General features: G+C 66.7%; 15 protein-coding genes. 8 read left to right on the top strand and 7 right to left on the bottom strand.

Annotation, left to right across the window (positions count from 1 at the left end):
• The first annotated feature begins 75 nt into the window (after window positions 1-75).
• The 7 genes from A0U87_RS16555 to pepN all read left to right on the top strand — a co-directional run bounded on the left by A0U87_RS16555 (window position 76) and on the right by pepN (window position 8,589).
• Entirely contained in the window at window positions 76-333 is a 258-nt protein-coding gene (locus A0U87_RS16555; RefSeq protein WP_004209166.1) for a DUF6489 family protein, read from the top strand.
• Entirely contained in the window at window positions 334-1,620 is a 1,287-nt protein-coding gene (gene mnmE / locus A0U87_RS16560) for a tRNA uridine-5-carboxymethylaminomethyl(34) synthesis GTPase MnmE (RefSeq protein ID WP_137405741.1), read from the top strand.
• Window positions 1,621-1,709: 89 nt separating this feature from the next.
• Window positions 1,710-3,560, top strand: coding sequence for a tRNA uridine-5-carboxymethylaminomethyl(34) synthesis enzyme MnmG (gene mnmG, locus A0U87_RS16565; RefSeq protein ID WP_048938033.1), 1,851 nt, complete (start codon window positions 1,710-1,712; stop codon window positions 3,558-3,560).
• Window positions 3,557-4,198, top strand: coding sequence for a 16S rRNA (guanine(527)-N(7))-methyltransferase RsmG (gene rsmG, locus A0U87_RS16570; protein ID WP_048938034.1), 642 nt, complete (start codon window positions 3,557-3,559; stop codon window positions 4,196-4,198). Before mnmG ends, rsmG begins: the two co-directional genes overlap by 4 nt.
• Window positions 4,195-4,977 (top strand): ParA family protein, encoded by a 783-nt coding sequence (locus A0U87_RS16575; protein ID WP_037508856.1) that lies wholly within the window; start codon window positions 4,195-4,197, stop codon window positions 4,975-4,977. Before rsmG ends, A0U87_RS16575 begins: the two co-directional genes overlap by 4 nt.
• Window positions 4,974-5,903 (top strand): ParB/RepB/Spo0J family partition protein, encoded by a 930-nt coding sequence (locus tag A0U87_RS16580; RefSeq protein WP_048938035.1) that lies wholly within the window; start codon window positions 4,974-4,976, stop codon window positions 5,901-5,903. The genes A0U87_RS16575 and A0U87_RS16580 overlap by 4 nt, the downstream gene beginning before the upstream one ends.
• An 82-nt stretch (window positions 5,904-5,985) precedes the next feature.
• Complete coding sequence (pepN, locus tag A0U87_RS16585; protein WP_048938036.1) at window positions 5,986-8,589, top strand: aminopeptidase N; 2,604 nt, start codon at window positions 5,986-5,988, stop codon at window positions 8,587-8,589.
• Between the two features lie 42 nt (window positions 8,590-8,631).
• Here the strand turns inward: pepN and A0U87_RS16590 are convergent, their stop codons facing one another.
• Genes A0U87_RS16590 through A0U87_RS16605 form a run of 4 tightly spaced genes read right to left on the bottom strand, consistent with a single transcriptional unit; the run spans window position 8,632 to window position 12,211 of the window.
• Window positions 8,632-9,246 carry an ABC-type transport auxiliary lipoprotein family protein gene (locus A0U87_RS16590; protein WP_170978410.1) on the bottom strand — a complete coding sequence of 205 codons (615 nt, stop codon included), beginning with the start codon at window positions 9,244-9,246 and terminating at the stop codon, window positions 8,632-8,634.
• 11 nt (window positions 9,247-9,257) lie between these two features.
• Complete coding sequence (locus A0U87_RS16595) at window positions 9,258-10,220, bottom strand: MlaD family protein (protein ID WP_004209158.1); 963 nt, start codon at window positions 10,218-10,220, stop codon at window positions 9,258-9,260.
• A gap of 3 nt (window positions 10,221-10,223) precedes the next feature.
• On the bottom strand, window positions 10,224-11,102 hold the full coding sequence (locus tag A0U87_RS16600; protein ID WP_086012837.1) for an ABC transporter ATP-binding protein: 879 nt from the start codon (window positions 11,100-11,102) through the stop codon (window positions 10,224-10,226).
• Complete coding sequence (locus tag A0U87_RS16605; RefSeq protein WP_048938037.1) at window positions 11,099-12,211, bottom strand: ABC transporter permease; 1,113 nt, start codon at window positions 12,209-12,211, stop codon at window positions 11,099-11,101. Before A0U87_RS16605 ends, A0U87_RS16600 begins: the two co-directional genes overlap by 4 nt.
• 98 nt (window positions 12,212-12,309) lie before the next feature.
• Between A0U87_RS16605 and A0U87_RS16610 the strand changes: the two genes are divergently transcribed.
• Complete coding sequence (locus tag A0U87_RS16610; protein WP_048938038.1) at window positions 12,310-12,984, top strand: HAD family hydrolase; 675 nt, start codon at window positions 12,310-12,312, stop codon at window positions 12,982-12,984.
• A 4-nt stretch (window positions 12,985-12,988) separates the two neighbouring features.
• Here A0U87_RS16610 and A0U87_RS16615 read toward each other — a convergent pair whose 3' ends face one another.
• The 3 genes from A0U87_RS16615 to A0U87_RS16625 form a co-directional block, all read right to left on the bottom strand.
• Window positions 12,989-14,842 carry an AsmA family protein gene (locus tag A0U87_RS16615; protein WP_170978411.1) on the bottom strand — a complete coding sequence of 618 codons (1,854 nt, stop codon included), beginning with the start codon at window positions 14,840-14,842 and terminating at the stop codon, window positions 12,989-12,991.
• 67 nt (window positions 14,843-14,909) lie between these two features.
• Window positions 14,910-15,842 carry a 2-hydroxyacid dehydrogenase gene (locus A0U87_RS16620; RefSeq protein WP_048938040.1) on the bottom strand — a complete coding sequence of 311 codons (933 nt, stop codon included), beginning with the start codon at window positions 15,840-15,842 and terminating at the stop codon, window positions 14,910-14,912.
• Window positions 15,842-17,182, bottom strand: coding sequence for a cystathionine gamma-synthase family protein (locus A0U87_RS16625; protein ID WP_170978412.1), 1,341 nt, complete (start codon window positions 17,180-17,182; stop codon window positions 15,842-15,844). The genes A0U87_RS16620 and A0U87_RS16625 overlap by 1 nt, the downstream gene beginning before the upstream one ends.
• Between the last annotated feature and the right edge of the window lie 144 nt (window positions 17,183-17,326).

The raw sequence follows: 17,326 nt of genomic DNA on the forward strand, positions 1-17,326 counted from the left end.
AATTTGCCATCGCCGGCCTGTTTGCGGCATGAGATGGAGCGACAGGCGGATGACCGCGACAGGGAAGGGCAGCAGATGAAAGTGACCGTCGACGTGGATTGCACCCCGGCCGAGGCGCGCGCCTTTCTGGGCCTGCCGGATGTCAGCCCCATCCACGACAAATATATCAAGACGATGCTCGACAGCATGGACGGCATTGGCAGCGTCGAGCAGATGGAGACGCTGTTCAAGAGCTTCTCGCCGATGGGCGATGCCGGCGTGCGACTGTTCAAGCAGATGATGGATATCGGCCTGTCCGGCATGGCGGGCAAGAATGGCGACAAGAAGGATTAAGTGAGCGAGACGATCTTCGCCCTGTCGAGCGGCGCGCCGCCGGCGGGGATTGGCGTGGTGCGCGTCAGCGGCCCGATGGCGGGCACGGCGTTGCAGGCGCTGGCCGGGCGACTGCCCACCCCCCGCATGGCGAGCCTGGCGCTGCTGAGCGATCCGCGCGACGCTACGCCGCTCGACCGGGCGCTGCTCTTGTGGTTGCCGGGGCCGCGTACCGTGACGGGCGAGGATATGGCCGAGCTGCATTGCCATGGCGGTCGGGCGGTGATCGCGGCTGTCGAGGCGGCGCTGGGCGCGATGCCACAGTTGCGCCGCGCAACTGCGGGCGAATTCACCCGCCGCGCCTTTGCCCATGGCCGCATGGACCTGAACGAGGTCGAAGGACTGGCCGACCTGCTGGCGGCCGAGACGCAGCAGCAGCGGCGCGCGGCACTGGCGATGATGGAGGGCCATTTCTCGCAGCGGATCGACGGCTGGCGGATGCGGCTGCTCGACCTGTCGGCGATGGCCGAGGCTGCGCTCGACTTCTCCGACGAGGATGATGTGCCCGACGCCGATATCGAGGCGCGGATCGGGCAAGGGGTGATGGCACTGGCGGACGATGTCGGTGCGTTGCTGGCGGCACCTTCGGCCGAGCGGCTGCGCGACGGCATCCGGGTGGTGCTGGCCGGGCCGCCCAATGCCGGCAAGTCGACCTTGCTCAACCGGCTGGTGGGGCGCGAGGCGGCGATCGTGTCCGATATTGCCGGTACCACCCGCGACCGGATCGAGGTGCCCGCCGCGATTGGCGCCACCGCCTTCCTGTTCACCGACACGGCCGGACTGCGCGACGAGACCGGCGATGCGATCGAGGCGATCGGCATCGATCGCGCACGCGCCGCGCTGGAGTCGGCGGACATCATCCTGTGGCTGGGCGACCCGGCCGAGGCACCGCGCGAGGATGCGCTGCTGATTGCGGCGCAGAGCGATGTCGCGCTGTACGGTTCCGACCGGCCCGGCCTGCGTCTGTCGGCGCGGACGGGGGAGGGGGTGGATGCGCTTGTGACGATGCTGCTCGATCGGGCGGCGACGCTGCTGCCGGGCGAGGGCGACTATGCCCTGCATGCGCGGCAGCGGGACGGCGTACGCCAACTGCACGATCATCTGCTCGCCGCAGGAGAAGCCCGCGACCTGCTGGTATTGGCGGAGGAGTTGCGCCTGGGGCGGCGGACAATCGATGCGCTGACCGGACAGGCGGGGACCGAAAATATGCTCGACCGTCTCTTCTCGGGATTCTGTATCGGGAAGTAAGCGAAATTTCCGCGTGTGATGGCTGATAGTGCGATGTTCCACGTGGAACGCTTTTGACCGCAGGCCCCTGAATCTGATATGGGGCCGCCATGCGAACAAGCTATGATGTGATCGTGGTCGGTGGCGGCCATGCCGGCTGCGAGGCGGCCGCTGCGGCAGCGCGCAAGGGCGCAGCGGTGGCGCTGCTGACCTTCGAACGGGCGACCGTGGGCGCCATGTCCTGCAACCCGGCGATCGGTGGTCTGGGCAAGGGCCATCTGGTCCGTGAAGTGGATGCGCTCGACGGCTTGATCGGCCGCGCCGCTGACGCCGGTGCCATCCATTATCGCATGCTCAACAGCAGCAAGGGCGCCGCCGTGCAGGGGCCGCGCGTGCAGGCCGACCGCAAGCGCTACAAGGCGTCGATCCATCAGATGCTCGACGCCCAGGCGGGACTGGAGATCGTCGAGGGCGAGGCGGTGGGCCTGATGGTCCGCGAGGGCGCGGTGGCGGGTCTGGCGCTGGCCGATGGCCGGACGCTGGAGGCGCTCTCGGTCGTGCTGGCGACCGGCACCTTCCTGGGCGGCAAGCTGTTCCGGGGTGAGGATGTGGATGTCGGCGGTCGCACTGGCGAGCGGGCGGCAACCGCGCTGGGGGTGCAGTTGCGCGAGATCGGCCTGCCGATCGGCCGGCTGAAGACCGGGACGCCGCCGCGCATTGACGGCCGCACCATCGACTGGGCGGTGCTGGAGGAGCAGGCGTCGGACGGCGAGGGCTGGACCATGTCGCCGCTGTCGGATCATCGGCCGCTGCCGCAACTGGCCTGTGCCATCACCCGCACCAATGAGCGGACCCATGCGATCATCCGCGAAGGGCTGGGGCGATCGCCCTTGTTCAGTGGCGTGATCGAGGGGCGGGGGCCGCGCTATTGCCCGTCGATCGAGGACAAGGTGATCCGCTTCGGCGATCGCGACGGCCATCAGATCTTCCTGGAGCCCGAAGGGCTGGACGACGCGCTGGTCTATCCCAATGGCATCAGCACCTCGCTGCCGGCCGATGTACAGCTGGCCATGATACGGTCGATGCGCGGGCTGGAGCAGGCCGAAATCGTCGTGCCGGGCTATGCGGTCGAATATGACCATATCGATCCGCGCGCGCTGGATGCCAGCCTGGAGGTACGGGCGCTGCCCGGCCTCTTCTGCGCGGGGCAGATCAATGGCACGACCGGCTATGAGGAGGCGGCCGCCCAGGGGCTGGTCGCTGGCACCAACGCCGCGGCGCGGGCACGTGATGAAGCACCGATGATCCTTGACCGGGCGAGCAGCTATATCGGCGTGATGATCGATGATCTGGTGCTGCAGGGCGTGACCGAACCCTATCGGATGCTGACCGCGCGGGCGGAATATCGGCTGCGATTGCGCGCCGACAATGCCGAGACGCGGCTGGGCGAGATCGGCCTGGCCCATGGCATCATTGGTCCGGTTCGGGCGGCGCGCTTCGCCGCACGGGCCAGTGCGCGCGCCGCGATCGAAGCGGAACTGGCGCGACCCTTTACCGCGACCGAGATAGCGCGGGCAGGGGCGAGTGTGCGGCAGGATGGCGCGCGGCGCAGCCTGTTCGAATGGGCGCGCTTCCCCGAAGTGCAGGCCGACCTGCTGGTGACGCTGGCACCGAGCCTGGCAGAGGCGCCCGCAGATCTGCGGGCGGAGATTTTGGAGGACGCCCATTATGCGCCCTATCTCGAACGACAGGATGCGGAGATCGCCGCCCTGCGTCGGGATGAGCGCGTGGCCATTCCAGCGGACTTCGACTTTGCCAGCGTCGGCGGCCTGTCGACCGAAATGATCGAGCGGCTGGACGGGGCACGGCCCGACACGCTGGCCGCTGCGGGCCGTATCCGCGGCATCACCCCGGCGGCACTCGCCGCCATCCTTGTCCATGTGCGGCGGAAGGCAGCATGACCGAAGACGAAGCGCGGGCCTGGCTCGATGCGCATTTTGATGTTCCACGTGAAACATGGGATCGGCTGGAGCGCTATGTGTCGCTTTTGCTGTCCGCGATGGACGAGCAGAATCTGATCGCCGAATCGACCCGGCCCCATGTCTGGGCACGGCATATCGTCGACTCGGCCCAGCTGCTTCTGCATGCCAGGGATGCCGGGGAGGGGCCTTGGATGGACCTCGGCTCGGGCGCCGGCCTGCCCGGCATTGTCGTCGCCAGCATGTCCGACCGGCCGCTGATCATGGTCGAATCGCGCCGCAAGCGGATCGACTTCCTCAATGAGGTGATCGCAGAGCTGGGTCTGAGCAACGCCTCCGTCTTTGGCGGACGGGTCGAGGTCGCGCCGCCGACCAAGTCGGCCGTCATCAGCGCCCGCGCCTATGCGCCGCTGCCCAAATTGCTCCAGTCGGCGCAGCATCTGTCCGATGAAAAGACGATTTGGGTGCTGCCCAAGGGACGAAATGCGCAGAATGAACTGGAGACCGCGCGTCCGGCATGGCAAGGTGCGTTTCATGTGGAACGCAGCGTGACCGACGCCGACAGCGCCATCATCGTCGCGCGATCCGTCAAACCTGTCAAAAAGAAGGGTCGAGGATGATTTGTATCGCCATCGCCAATCAGAAGGGCGGAGTCGGCAAGACCACCACGGCTATCAATCTGGCGACCGGCCTGGCCGCGACGGGGCTGCGCGTGCTGCTGGTCGATCTCGATCCGCAGGGCAATGCCTCGACCGGGCTGGGCGTCAATCATGCCGACCGCGAACGGTCGAGCTATGACCTGCTGGTCGGCAATTGCGAACTGGACGAGGCGGTCGTCACCACCCGCGTGCCCAAGCTGGACCTGATCCCGGCGACGCAGGATCTGTCCGGCGCCGAGATCGAGCTGATCGATTATGAGCAGCGCACCCACCGGCTGGAACGGGTGCTGTCCGAGGCGCCGGCCGGGCGCTGGGACATCTGCCTGATCGACTGCCCGCCTTCGCTTGGCCTGTTGACGGTCAATGCGATGGTTGCGGCGCAATCGCTGCTGGTGCCGTTGCAGTGTGAATTCTTCGCGCTGGAGGGTCTGTCGCAGCTGTTGCAGACGGTCGAGCGCATCCGCAGCCGGTTCAACACCGGCCTGTCGATCCTGGGCGTGGCGCTGACCATGTATGACCGTCGCAACCGGCTGACCGATCAGGTCGCCGACGATGTGCGCGCCGTGCTGGGCGACCTCGTCTTCACCACCGTCATTCCGCGCAATGTGCGCCTGTCCGAGGCGCCGAGCCATGGCGTGCCGGCGCTCATCTATGATTTCCGCTGTTCGGGGTCGGAAGCCTATATGCGTCTGGCGCGCGAACTGATCGCGCGTCTTCCCCGACAGGAGGTAGCGGCTTGAGCGACGAGATTGGGGAAAAGCAGAAGCCGGTAAAGCGGCCGCACGGTCTGGGCCGCGGCCTGTCGGCGCTGCTGGGCGATGTCAGCCGGGAAGAGCCGGTGGCGGCGAGCGCCAACAGCGCTGCGCCGTCGAGCAAGGCGGTGCAGAATATCGAGGTCGCGCTGATCCAGCCGCACCCCGAACAGCCGCGTCGTCATTTCGACCAGGACGCGCTGCAGGAGCTGGCCGACAGCATCGCCAAGCGCGGCGTGATCCAGCCGATCATCGTCCGTCCCCATGGCGGCGGTTTCCAGATCGTCGCGGGCGAGCGGCGCTGGCGCGCGGCGCAGAAGGCGCAGTTGCATCGCATCCCGGCGATCGTGCGCGATTTCGACGAGCAGGAAACGCTGGAAATCGCGCTGGTCGAGAATATCCAGCGCGAGGATCTCAACCCGATCGAAGAGGCCGAGGCCTATCGCAAGCTGATCGGCGAATTCCATCATAGCCAGGAAGCGCTGGGCCGCATCGTCGGCAAGTCGCGCAGCCATATCGCCAATCTGATGCGCCTGCTCGACCTGCCCGATCCGGTGCAGCAGGCGGTGTCGCACGGGCGGATCAGCATGGGCCATGCCCGCGCGCTGATCGGCGTGCCGGGCTGCGAATCGATGGCGCTGATGGTCGAGCAGAAGGGGCTTTCGGTCCGCGAGACCGAGCAACTGGTGCGCAAGACCAAGAAGGGCGAGGATGCCGAGCCCAAGTTGCGCGGCGCAACTCCCGGTGGCAAGGATGCCGATATCGCCGCGCTGGAACAGCATCTGGCCGATATATTGGGCCTGAAGGTCGAGATTGCCGACAGCGGTGACGGGCCGGGCACGTTGTCGCTGCGCTATTCGACGCTCGACCAGCTCGACATGCTGTGTCAGCGCCTGTCGGGCGAGCGGATCTAAAAGAGCCGTGTCGGTTCGGTTCCGGATGAGGGGGACGTGCAAAGCGCTTCCCCCTCACAGAATCAGGCACTAGGCTGGTGCCATGGCCGATATCCAATCCACCCAAGCCGCCGCTCCCGCCATCATCCGCCGAGCCGATTATCGCGTGCCCGACTGGCTGGTCCCCGACATCGCCCTCGACTTCGACCTGGATGCCGCGCGGACGCGGGTCTGGTCCGACATGTCAGTGGCGCGCAATGGCGACCATGACCGGCCGCTGCGGCTCGACGGCGATGGGCTGGTGCCGCTGGCGGTGAGGATCGACGGCCGCAGCCTCACCGAAACGGAATGGACGCTGGAGGCCGGCGCGCTGGTCGTGCCCCTCGGCGGTGCGACGCACAAGGTCGAGGTGCTGGTGGAGCTGGCGCCGGAGAGCAACAGCAAGCTGATGGGCCTTTATGCCAGCGGCGGGCTGCTCTGCACCCAGTGCGAGGCGGAGGGCTTTCGCCGCATCACCTTCTTCCCCGACCGGCCGGACATCCTGTCGCGCTACAGCGTGAAGCTGACCGCCGACAAGGCGCGCTACCCGATCCTGCTCGCCAATGGCGATCCGGTCGAGCAGGGCGATCTGGAGGGCGGCCGCCACTGGGCGTTGTGGAATGATCCTTTCCCCAAGCCTTGTTATCTGTTCGCGCTGGTGGCGGGCGACCTCGCCTGCAACGCCGACCGTTTCGTGACGATGAGCGGGCGCGAAGTGGCGCTGGGCATCTGGGTGCGCGAGGCCGACTTGCCGCGCACCGACCATGCGATGCAGGCGCTCAAGAACAGCATGGCCTGGGACGAGCGCGTCTATGGCCGCAAATATGATCTGGACGTGTTCAACATCGTCGCCGTGGCCGACTTCAATTTCGGCGCGATGGAGAACAAAGGCCTCAACATTTTCAATTCGCGCTACATATTGGCCGATCCCGAGACCGCGACCGACATCGATTATGATGGCGTCGAGGGTGTGGTGGCGCATGAATATTTTCACAACTGGTCGGGCAATCGCGTCACCTGTCGCGACTGGTTCCAGTTGTCGCTGAAGGAAGGCTTCACCGTCTTTCGCGACCAGAATTTCTCGGCCGACATGGGCAGCCATGCGGTCAAGCGGATCGAGGATGTGCGGATCCTGCGCGCGGCCCAGTTCCAGGAGGATTCGGGGCCCTTGGCGCATCCGGTGCGGCCTGAATCCTATATGGAAATCAGCAACTTCTACACCGCGACCATCTATAACAAGGGCGCCGAGCTGATCCGCATGATGGCGTTGATGTTGGGGGCGGAGCGGTTCCGCGCCGGCACCGACCTCTATTTCGACAGGCATGATGGCGAGGCGGCGACCTGCGAGGATTTCGTCCGCGCGATGGAGGAGGGCGGCGAGATCGACCTTGGCCAGTTCCGCCGCTGGTATGAACAGGCGGGCACGCCCCATGTCCGCGCGCTGCTGAGCCATGATCCGGTCAGCCGCACCGCCGAACTGATGCTGGAACAGAGCGTGCCGCCGACGCCGGGCCAGCCCGACAAGCGGCCGATGGCGATCCCGCTGCGCGTCGCGCTCTATGATCCGGCGACTGGCAGTCATCATGGTGATGAGCTGCTGATGCTGACGGAGGCGCAGCAGCGTTTCACGTTCGACAATTTCGCCAGCATGCCGATCCTGTCGATCAACCGCGGCTTTTCCGCGCCGGTGATCGTCGAGACCAATCGCAGCCAGGCCGATCTCGCCTTCCTGTCGGCGCATGATGACGATCCCTTCGCCCGTTATGAGGCGATGCAGCAGTTGATGGTCAATGTGCTGGTCGGCCAGGTGGCCGGCCAGAGCGTCGATGTGACGGCAGTGGTCGACGCGGTGCGCAACACCATCACCGATCCGCTGCTCGATCCCGCCTTCGTCGCGGAGGCGGTGCGCCTGCCGAGCGAAGCCTATCTGGGCGATCAGATGAAGCAGGTGGACCCGGATGCGATCCATGCCGCCCGCGATGCCCTCCAGACGCGTCTGGGCGCCGATCTGGAGCCGCTGTGGCGCGATATTCATGCCAGAACCAAGGCGAACGCCTTCGCGGTCTCTCCGGCCGCCAAGGGCGCGCGCAAGCTGCGCAATGTCGCGCTGCTCTATCTGGTCGCCTCGGGCGCGGAAGACGGGCCGGCGATCGCCTATGGCCAGTATAGCGAGGCCGACAACATGACCGAGCGCCAGTCGGCGCTGGCGACGCTGGCAAGTGGCACCAGCCCGGAACGGGAGGCGGCGCTCGACATCTTCTATAATCGCTATAGCGACGATGCGCTGACCCTGGACAAATGGTTCCAGACCCAGGCCTTCGCCTTTCATCCCGATACGGTGGAACTGGTTGCAGAGCTGGGCCAGCACAAGGCGTTCACGCTCAATAATCCGAACCGGGTGCGGTCGCTCTATGGCGCCTTTGCCGGCAACCAATGGGCGTTCCACCACAAGTCGGGCAAGGGCTATCGGCTGGTCGCGGACTGCATCATCGCGCTCGACAAGCTCAATCCGCAGACCGCCGCCCGGCTGGTGCCGCCGCTCGGCCGCTGGAAGCGTTTCGATGAAGGCCGCGCCGCACAGATGCGGGCGGAATTGCAGCGCATCCTGAACGAGCCCGGCCTGTCCAAGGACGTGACCGAGCAGGCGAGCAAGAGCCTGGAGGGATAAGGAAAAGGCGGCGGCCGGGGCGTTCAAACCCCGGCCGGGCCATCAGTCCTTTTGCGCCGCGACCCAGGCGGCGACGTCGGTCGCCACCTTGTTGGCGGCGCTGTTGAGCGGCGCGCCGACGCTGCTGGCGTCGATCTTGCCGCCGACCGGCGCGCTGGCGGTGAAGCGCTGGCGCGCGATCGCGACGCCGGCCGGGGTCATCAGCGCCGCGTCGAAGGTGACGATCGCATTGTTGCTGGCCTGGTCGATGGTGAAGCTGATCAGCTCGCCGCTCAGGCGCTGGCCGCCGTCACCGGAAAACTGGCCGGGATCAAGCACGATCCGGTCGGTGGTGGCCGACACGGTTTCAGCCAGCAGGCGGCGGAACAGATGGCGGGGCGTTTCGGCCCACTGCACCTTGGTGACATAGGCGACCGAGGTCGGCGTCACCTGCACCGGCACGCGCACCGTGTCGATGACGCGCGCGGCTTCGGGATCGACGATGATCAGGCTGCGGCCGCCGCCGGCATTGCTCTGCGCGCCGGTCGGCACCTTGTGCGCGGCGTCGAGCGTCAGCAGCTGCTGCGGCGGCTTGCTGCCGATCGAGACGCAGCCGGACAGGGCGATTGCAGCGGCCAGCGCCAGCGATGCGCCACCCAGTTTCTTGTGGACCATCATCCGGCTCCCTTTCATGGCTTATAGTCGGGCAGCTGGGGCGATCCGACGATCGAGCCCGCGCCCTGCTGGTCGAGTTTTTCGGCGACGCCGCGGAAGGCGCGCGACATTTCACGCAGGTCGCGAACCAGGCGGTTCACTTCCGGCATGGTCTGGTTGCTGAAGGCATGCACGCCGGGCTGCGCTTCGGCGATGGTCTTGTCGAGCGTGTCGATGCTGCGGCTGGCGGAAGCGACGCTCTTGCGCAGGTCGGCCATCAGCGGACGGCCTTCGTCATTGATCAGGCCATTGGTGGTCGCGGCCAGCTCGCCGATCTGCTGCGCGGCGACGCCCGTGCGCTGCACCGCGATGCGCGCTTCGGCCAGGGTAGCGGCGATTTCCGGGCTGCGATCGGCCAGCGACCCGGTCACCCGGTCGAGATTGGCGAGGATGCCGGCGATCGACTGCTGATTCTTGTCATTGAGCAGCTCGGTGAGCTTCTCGGTCAGGGTCGACAGCCGCTCCAGCAGCTGCGGCGCATTGTTGAGCAGTTCACCCAGCGCGCCCGGCTTGGTCGGGATCACCGGCACGCCGTCGGGGCAGGCCGAAGTGATATTCTCGGCCGGGCACAGGATCGGTGGCGCGCCCTTGACCGCGCCGTCCAGCACGATCTCGCTGACGCCGGTGAAGCCCACGCCGGCGATGGTCGCGGTCGTGCCCTGCAGCACCGGGGTGCCGTCCTTCACCGAAATGCGGACCTTCACGAAGCTGGGATCACGCTTCCACAGTTCGATCTTCTCGACCTGGCCGGAAGGGACGCCGGAATAATTGACGCCCGATCCCTTGGCGAGGCCGTTCACCGACTGCTTGAAGAAGATGTCATATTCCTTGTTGTCGCCCTGCGACAGGCGCGAGAACCAGAAGGCCGCCGCCATGATGGCGGCCAGCAGCAGCAGCGTGACCGCGCCGACCAGCACATGATTGGACCGGGTTTCCATATCCTATTGCCTTCCGTCCGCTTGTTTTTCGGCAGCGGCCTTGCCGCGTTCGCGCGTGACCGCCGCGGTTGCGGCGCGGCCACGCGGACCGTTGAAATATTCCTGGATCCAGGGGTGATCGAGCGCCAGCAATTCGTCGATCGTCCCGACCGCGATCACCTTCTTGTCGGCCAGCACCGCGACACGGTCGCAGATCGAATAGAGGGTGTCGAGATCATGGGTGATGAGGAAGACGGTGAGGCCCAGCGTCTCCTGCAACTTGCGCGTCTGGTCGTCGAACGCGGCCGCGCCGATCGGGTCGAGGCCGGCGGTCGGCTCGTCGAGGAACAAGAGGTCCGGGTCCAGCGCCAGGGCGCGGGCCAGGCCGGCGCGCTTCTTCATGCCGCCCGACAGTTCGGCCGGATATTTGGGGCCGGCCTCGGCCGGGAGACCCGTCATGCGGATCTTGTAGGCGGCGATCTCGTCGCGCAGCACCGGGCCGATATTGGGATAATATTCGCGGATCGGCACCTCGACATTCTCGGCCACGGTGAGGGTCGAGAAGAGCGCGCCGCCCTGGAACAGCACGCCCCAGCGCTTGCGGATCGCCAGCGCCTCGTCATCGTCGAGGCGGCCGACCATATCCTCGCCAAAGACATGGACCTCGCCCTCGTCGGGCACCTGAAGGCCGATGATCGACCGCATCAGCACCGACTTGCCGGTGCCCGATCCGCCGACCACGCCCAATATCTCGCCCTTGCGCACGTCGAGGTCGAGATTTTCATGGACGGTCTGGTCGCCGAAGCTGTTCTTCAGGCCGCGCACCGAAATGGCGATGTCGTCGGACGCGACCGCGCGTTCGATCCGCTCTTCCTTGGCCTGGCGTTCATCGGTGGTCATCAGTTCCAGCCCACCCAGGTGAAGAAAACGGCGAAGAAGGCGTCGAGCACGATCACCAGGAAGATCGCCTGGACCACGGCAGCCGTGGTGCGCAGGCCGACTTCCTCGGCATTGGCCTTGACCTGCATGCCCTGGAAACAGCCGCTGATGCCGATGATCAGGCCGAAGACGGGCGCCTTGATCAGGCCCACCCACAGATCGTGGATCGGCACCACTTCGCGCAGGCGCTGGACGAAGGTGATCGGCGGAATGTCGAGCGAGACGGCGCACAGGAAGCCGCCGCCGATGATCGCGATGATCGAGGAATAGAAGCCGAGCAGCGGCATCATCACGACCACCGCCAGGGTGCGGGGCAGCACCAGCGCCTCCATCGGCGACACGCCGATGGTGCGCATCGCGTCGACCTCCTCGGTCAGCTTCATCGTGCCGAGCTGCGCCGCGAAGGCGGAGCCGGACCGACCCGCGACCATGATCGCGGTCATCAGCACGCCCAGTTCGCGGAAGGTGAGGCGGCCGACCAGGTTGATGGTCAGCATCTCCATGCCGAACTGGCGCAGCTGGACCGCGCCCTGCTGGGCGATGACGATGCCGATCAGGAAGCTCATCAGGCCGATGATGCCCAGCGCCGATACGCCGACCACCTCGAACCGCTGGACCACGGCATTGATGCGGAAGCGGCTGGGGTGACGGATCAGGCCCCAGACCGTGACCAGCACGCCGCCGAAGAAGCCGAGCAGGCCGACCAGCGTGTTGACGGAATTGATCACCGCCTCGCCAATCTGGCCCAATACCCGGTTGAAGGGGGAGACATAGGTCGGGCGGATATCGACCGGCTCGTCGATCTTGCCGACCGCGCCGATCAGTCGCTTGCAGTCGGTGCTGCCGCCACTGACCTCCGTCCCCAGCCGCTTGGCGGTGCGATGGATCGTCCAGGCGCCGATCGTGTCCATATGATCGATATCGGCCACGTCGATGCTGACGACAGGGCCGGAAATGGCGTCCAGCCGGTTCGGCATGTCGTGCAGACAGGCAATCGACCAGGTACCGGACAGGCGTATGACCTTGCCGCCGTCGTCGCGGCTTTCCTCAACGAGATCAGCGGCTTTGTTCATGTGGAGGGATTAGTGGTCCATTATCGGTTGCGCGGCAAGCCGAAACGGCCCATCCGCCAGACAGAACGACGGGCAGGGATAAAAGTTTCGGACACGGCATGACATACAGGTTGGCGATTTACGACATGGACCGCACGGTGACCTTTTCGGGCACCTATACCGGCTTTCTCATCCATGTGGCCGCCCATATGGCGCCTTGGCGATTGATATTCCTGCCGCTCATTCCCTTCGTCATGCTGGCCTATGTGGTGAAGCTGATCAGCCGCCAGACGCTGAAGGAAACCAACCAGTGGCTGATGATCGGCGGCCGCGCCGACCGGGCGAAGCTGCAGCCGCATATCGAAAGCTATGCCGACAAGGTGATGGCGAAGAATGTGCGCGCCGGCGCGCTGGAGCAGATCGCCAAGGACCGCGCGGCGGGTTATCGGCTGGTGCTCGCCACCGCCTCCTACCGCCTCTATGTCGAGGCGATCGCGCGGCGGCTGGGCTTCGACACGGTGATCGCGACCGACCATGTCGGGCAGGATCTGCCCTATGTCCGCGCCAAGATTTCCGGCGAGAATTGCTATGACACCGGCAAGCTGCGGATGATCAAGGCGTGGATGGCGGCCGAAGCGATCGACCGCAGCCAGGCGCATATCCGCGCCTATTCCGACCATGTGTCGGACGCGCCGATGCTGGAATTCGCCGACGAGGCTTTCGCGTCCAACCCGCACCCGCCGCTCGCCAGGCTGGCGGCCGAGCGCGGCTGGACGCGGGTGGACTGGAGCTAAGGGATCAGCGCATCGCGGTGCGGGCGAGGCTATCGCAATCGGCGTCGCCCACGGTCGGCTGCTTCTCGCCGCCGATCGCATCGCCGATCATCCTGATTATGCCCTTGGCCGAACGGGCATCCTTGGGCAGCTGAATATCGGGCGTCTTGATCGTGCCGCCGACCGGCACGCTGCCCTTCAGCCGCAACAGGCTGTCCTGCTTGGGCACGCCGCTCAGTGCGAGGGCCAGCCGCTCGTCCGACAGCCGTATCGTGCCCGTGGCATGGGTCTGGGCGCGGGAGGTGTCGATCAGCACCGGACCCGGCCGGGCGATCCCGTCGCGCACATCCAGCCGGGTGATGATGCAGCGCAGGACGGCTTCCTTCCGCTTCGACAGGGTCAGGCCGCGGCCGACATCCTGCCCCATCAGCGCGGCGGTGCGGTCCGGGATGCGGCCGTCCCGCGCGACCAGCGCGATCGTGCCGGTCGACGTGCCCAGTGCCTGACGGATGGTTTTGCCCCGTCCCTTGATCGCGACCCGTCCGATCAGCGCGCCGTCGATCCGGGCGTCGGGGAAGAAATCGAGCAGCCGTGCGTTACGCATCGCCATGGCGATGTCGAGCAGGGGGCTACGGTCGCGCTGGTCGACGCCGATCCGGCCCGACAGCGTGCCGCGTGTGAGGCCCAGCATCAACGGTTCGACCGACAGCTGGCTGCGTTCCAGGCTGATCGTGCCATGGAGCGACCGGAACGGGCTAGGGCCGGGCCACAGCAATTGCCGGACCTTGAGGTCCAGTTTGCCGTCCGTGTGATCGACGGTGGCGAGGTCGATCGCCGTATCGGGAATCAGGCGCGGCCCGAGCTGTGCGCGCTTGGCCGCCGCCTTCGCCTTGCCGGCATTGCTCGACAGATCGTCGAAATCGAAGCGGTCGGCGCTGAGCGCGCCGTCGATCCGGGTGCGGCCATCGCGCTTGCGGATGGTCGCGTGGCCGGCAATGTCGGACCGGCCGATCGTGCCTTTCAGCCCCTCGACGATCCAGTCCGGCCGATCGCGTGTCACCCGCGCGGTCAGGCGGACCGGCTGGGTGCCGGGCAGGCCCGCTTCGATGATGGCGTCGAGCAGGGCGAGGTCGGTGCCATGGGCGGTCGCTTCGCCGCGAAGATGGCCGATGTCTAGCGGGCCATCCATCGTGCCTTTCAGGGTGAAGCCGACCGCATCGCCGCTGATCGCCGCGTCGAACGGCCAGCGCTGGCCCGGCCGGCTGTCGAGGATCGGGCCGCCGGTCGCGGTGACGGTCACGGCATGGCCGCGCACATCGCCGCTGCCCGACAGGCGCAGGCCGCTCGGATCGACGGTCAGCGCGGCATCGACCGATCGCCCGCGCTTGTCGTCGCGATAGGCGATGCGGCTGTCGGCGACGATCAGGCTGTGCAGCGCCGGACGGCCGCCGCGCCGATCGCTGCCCTTGCTGCGCTCGCCACTCCAATTCTCGCGCCCCTGCGCGTCGCGATAGAAATGGAGCCGGGCGCGACGGGCCTCCAGCCGCTCCAGCACCGGCCCGCCGGTCAGCAGGCCCCAGACGGAAAAACCGGCGCGGATCTCGCCGATCCGGGCCAGGTCGGGCAGGGTTGGCTTCACCCAGCCGGGTTGCGGCACGCGCAGGTCGCGCAGGGTGACGACGGGGTGGAAGGACAGGCTGTCTTCCCGCGCCATCGCGCCGATCGTCACCGGCTTGCCGATGCGGTCGGACAGGCGGCGCTCGATCGGGCCTTTCATCCAGGCCCAGGGAAAGGCGGCAAGCGCCAGCAGCAGGATCGCACAGAGCAGGATCAGGCCCACCAGCCCACGCACCACCCATCGTCTCGCCCCGCTGGCCATCCGCATCGCTCTCCCGTCCGGCCCGGTCGGCCGTGTCGGCGCTCAACGCGCGGCGTTGCGGCTTGGTTCAGAGCACGCGATTGGGCAGCGGTTCTTCCGCCACGAAGGCACGGATATTGGCGAGCAGCATCTGTGCCATTTGCGCCACCGCCGCGTCGGTCGCGCCGCCGGTATGCGGGGTCAGGATGCAGTTTGGCACATCGACCCAGCGCGCCGGATCGGTCGGTTCCTGCGCATAGACGTCAAGCGCCGCACCGCCCAGCCGCCCGGCGCGCAGCGCATCGATCAGCGCATCCTCGTCCACCAGCTGCCCGCGCGCGACATTGACGAGCAGGCCATTAGGGCCAAGCGCATCGAGGATCGCGGCGGAGATCATGCCGCGATTATCGTCGGTCGCCCGCGCCGCGACGACCAATATGTCGCTTTCGGTCGCCAGTGCCGCCAGGCTCTCGCTGCGCGGCCAGGCGAGGCCGGGCTTGGCGCGCGGCCCCCACCAGCGGGTCGCCATGCGCAGCGCGTCGGCGCGGGTGGCGACGCCGATGCCGATGCTGCCCATGCCGACGATGCCCAGCCGGGCGCCGGCGATCGAGCGGGTGATGGTCTTGCCGCCCGGCAGCCATTCGCCCGCGCGCAAGGCCCGGTCGCCGCTGACGATCTGGCGCCGATGGGCGAGGATGAGACCGATCGCATGGTCGGCGACATCCTCCGCATTGGCGTCGCCGGCATGGCTGACGGCGATGTCGTTCGCCCGCGCCCAGTCGAGATCGACCCCGTCATAGCCGACGGTGAAGCAGGCGATCAGCCGCAGCCGCGTCATCGCTGCCAGCATATCGGGATCGAGCCGGAACTCGCCGGCGGTGACGAGTATCTCCGCCTCGGCAAGGCGGGCGCGCCCGGCCTCCTCCCATAGCCCCATGACGTCATATTGCATCGCCAGGATCGGCAGCAGCGGCGCCAGATGGGGCTGGGCGATCAGGATGACCGGGCGCAGGCGCTCCATTATCCTATCGCCTTCAGCGCCTGGGCGAAGTCGGCGATCAGATCGTCGGCATCCTCGCAGCCGATCGAGATGCGCACCATATTGTCGCCGATCGCCAGCGCCTTCTTGCGCTCGGCCGGCACCGACAAATGGGTCATCGCGGCGGGATGGCTGGCCAGCGTCTCGGTGCCGCCGAGACTCACCGCCAGCTTGGCGATCTTGAGCGCGTCAAGGAAGGCGAAGGCCTCCGCCTCGCCACCCTTCAGATAGAGCGAGAAGGTGGAGCCGGCGCCGGTGCAATGGCGGCGATAAATGTCGGCCTGCCGCTCGGTCTCGGGGAAGCCGAGATAGACGACCTTCTCCACCTGCGGCTGGTCCTTCAGCCAGGTGCAGACCTTTTCCGCATTCTCGCCGGCGCGGCTCATCCGCAATTCCAGCGTTTCCAGGCTGCGCAACAGCATCCAGGCGCTGTGCGGGTCGAGGATCGTGCCGATCGTGTTGCGCATCAGGCGAATGCTGTTGATCAGCGCATTGGAGCCGAGCACGCCGCCCGCGACCAGATCGCTATGCCCGCCGGCATATTTGGTGAGGCTGTAGATGACGAGGTCGGCACCATGGTTGATCGGCCGGTGCCACAGCGGCCCCAGGAAGGTATTGTCGATCGCGATCGGCGGGACATGATCCTCGCCGGCGAACAGCGCATCGCGCCGCGCGACCACCGCCTCCAGATCGACCAGCACATTGGTCGGGTTGGCCGGGCTTTCCAGATAGAGCATCGCGACCCGGCCTAGACCCTTGGCCTTCTCGATCACCGCGCTGATCTCCGCCTCGGTCGCGCCGGCGGGGAAATCGAGCCACTGCACCCCGAATCGGCCGAGAATCCGGCCGATCAGCGATTCGGTCGCGGCATAAAGGGGCGCGCTATGGACGATGACGTCGCCCGGCTGCACCAGGGCGAGCAGGGTGGTGGCGATCGCCGACATGCCGCTGGAAAAGAGCAGCGCGTCCTCCGCTTCCTCCCACACCGACAGCCGATCCTCGGCAATTTCCTGGTTGGGGCCGTTGAAGCGCGAATAGACGAGGCCCTCGGCGCCGCCGGGGCGGATGCCGGTCACCCCCTCGAAATGGCGCTTGCCCGCGGCTGCGCTCTCGAAGGCGAAGGTGGAGGTGAGGAAGATCGGGGGTTTCAGCGATCCTTCCGACAGGGTCGGGTCATAGCCATGGCCCATCATCAGGGTCGCAGGCTTCAGCTTGCGGCCGTCAATCTCCAGGATCGGCGCTTTGGGGCGACGGCGATTATGGGGCGGCTCGGCGCCGGTCAGATCGGCTTCGGTGAGGGGGGGCGGGGTTTCGCCGGTCATGTCATTCTCCTGCATCTGGCGGCCTCTGCTGTGCCGCTCATGGATGGAGGGACTGTAACGCAGGAGCAGGGCAGGGGGCCAGCGGAGAGTGATATAATCTTTCTTGCCGGGGTATGATTGTTTCGAACGAGATCGACGGAATCT

Source organism: Sphingobium sp. MP9-4, assembly GCF_005281675.1.
GTDB classification, from domain to species: Bacteria; Pseudomonadota; Alphaproteobacteria; order Sphingomonadales; family Sphingomonadaceae; genus Sphingobium; species Sphingobium yanoikuyae.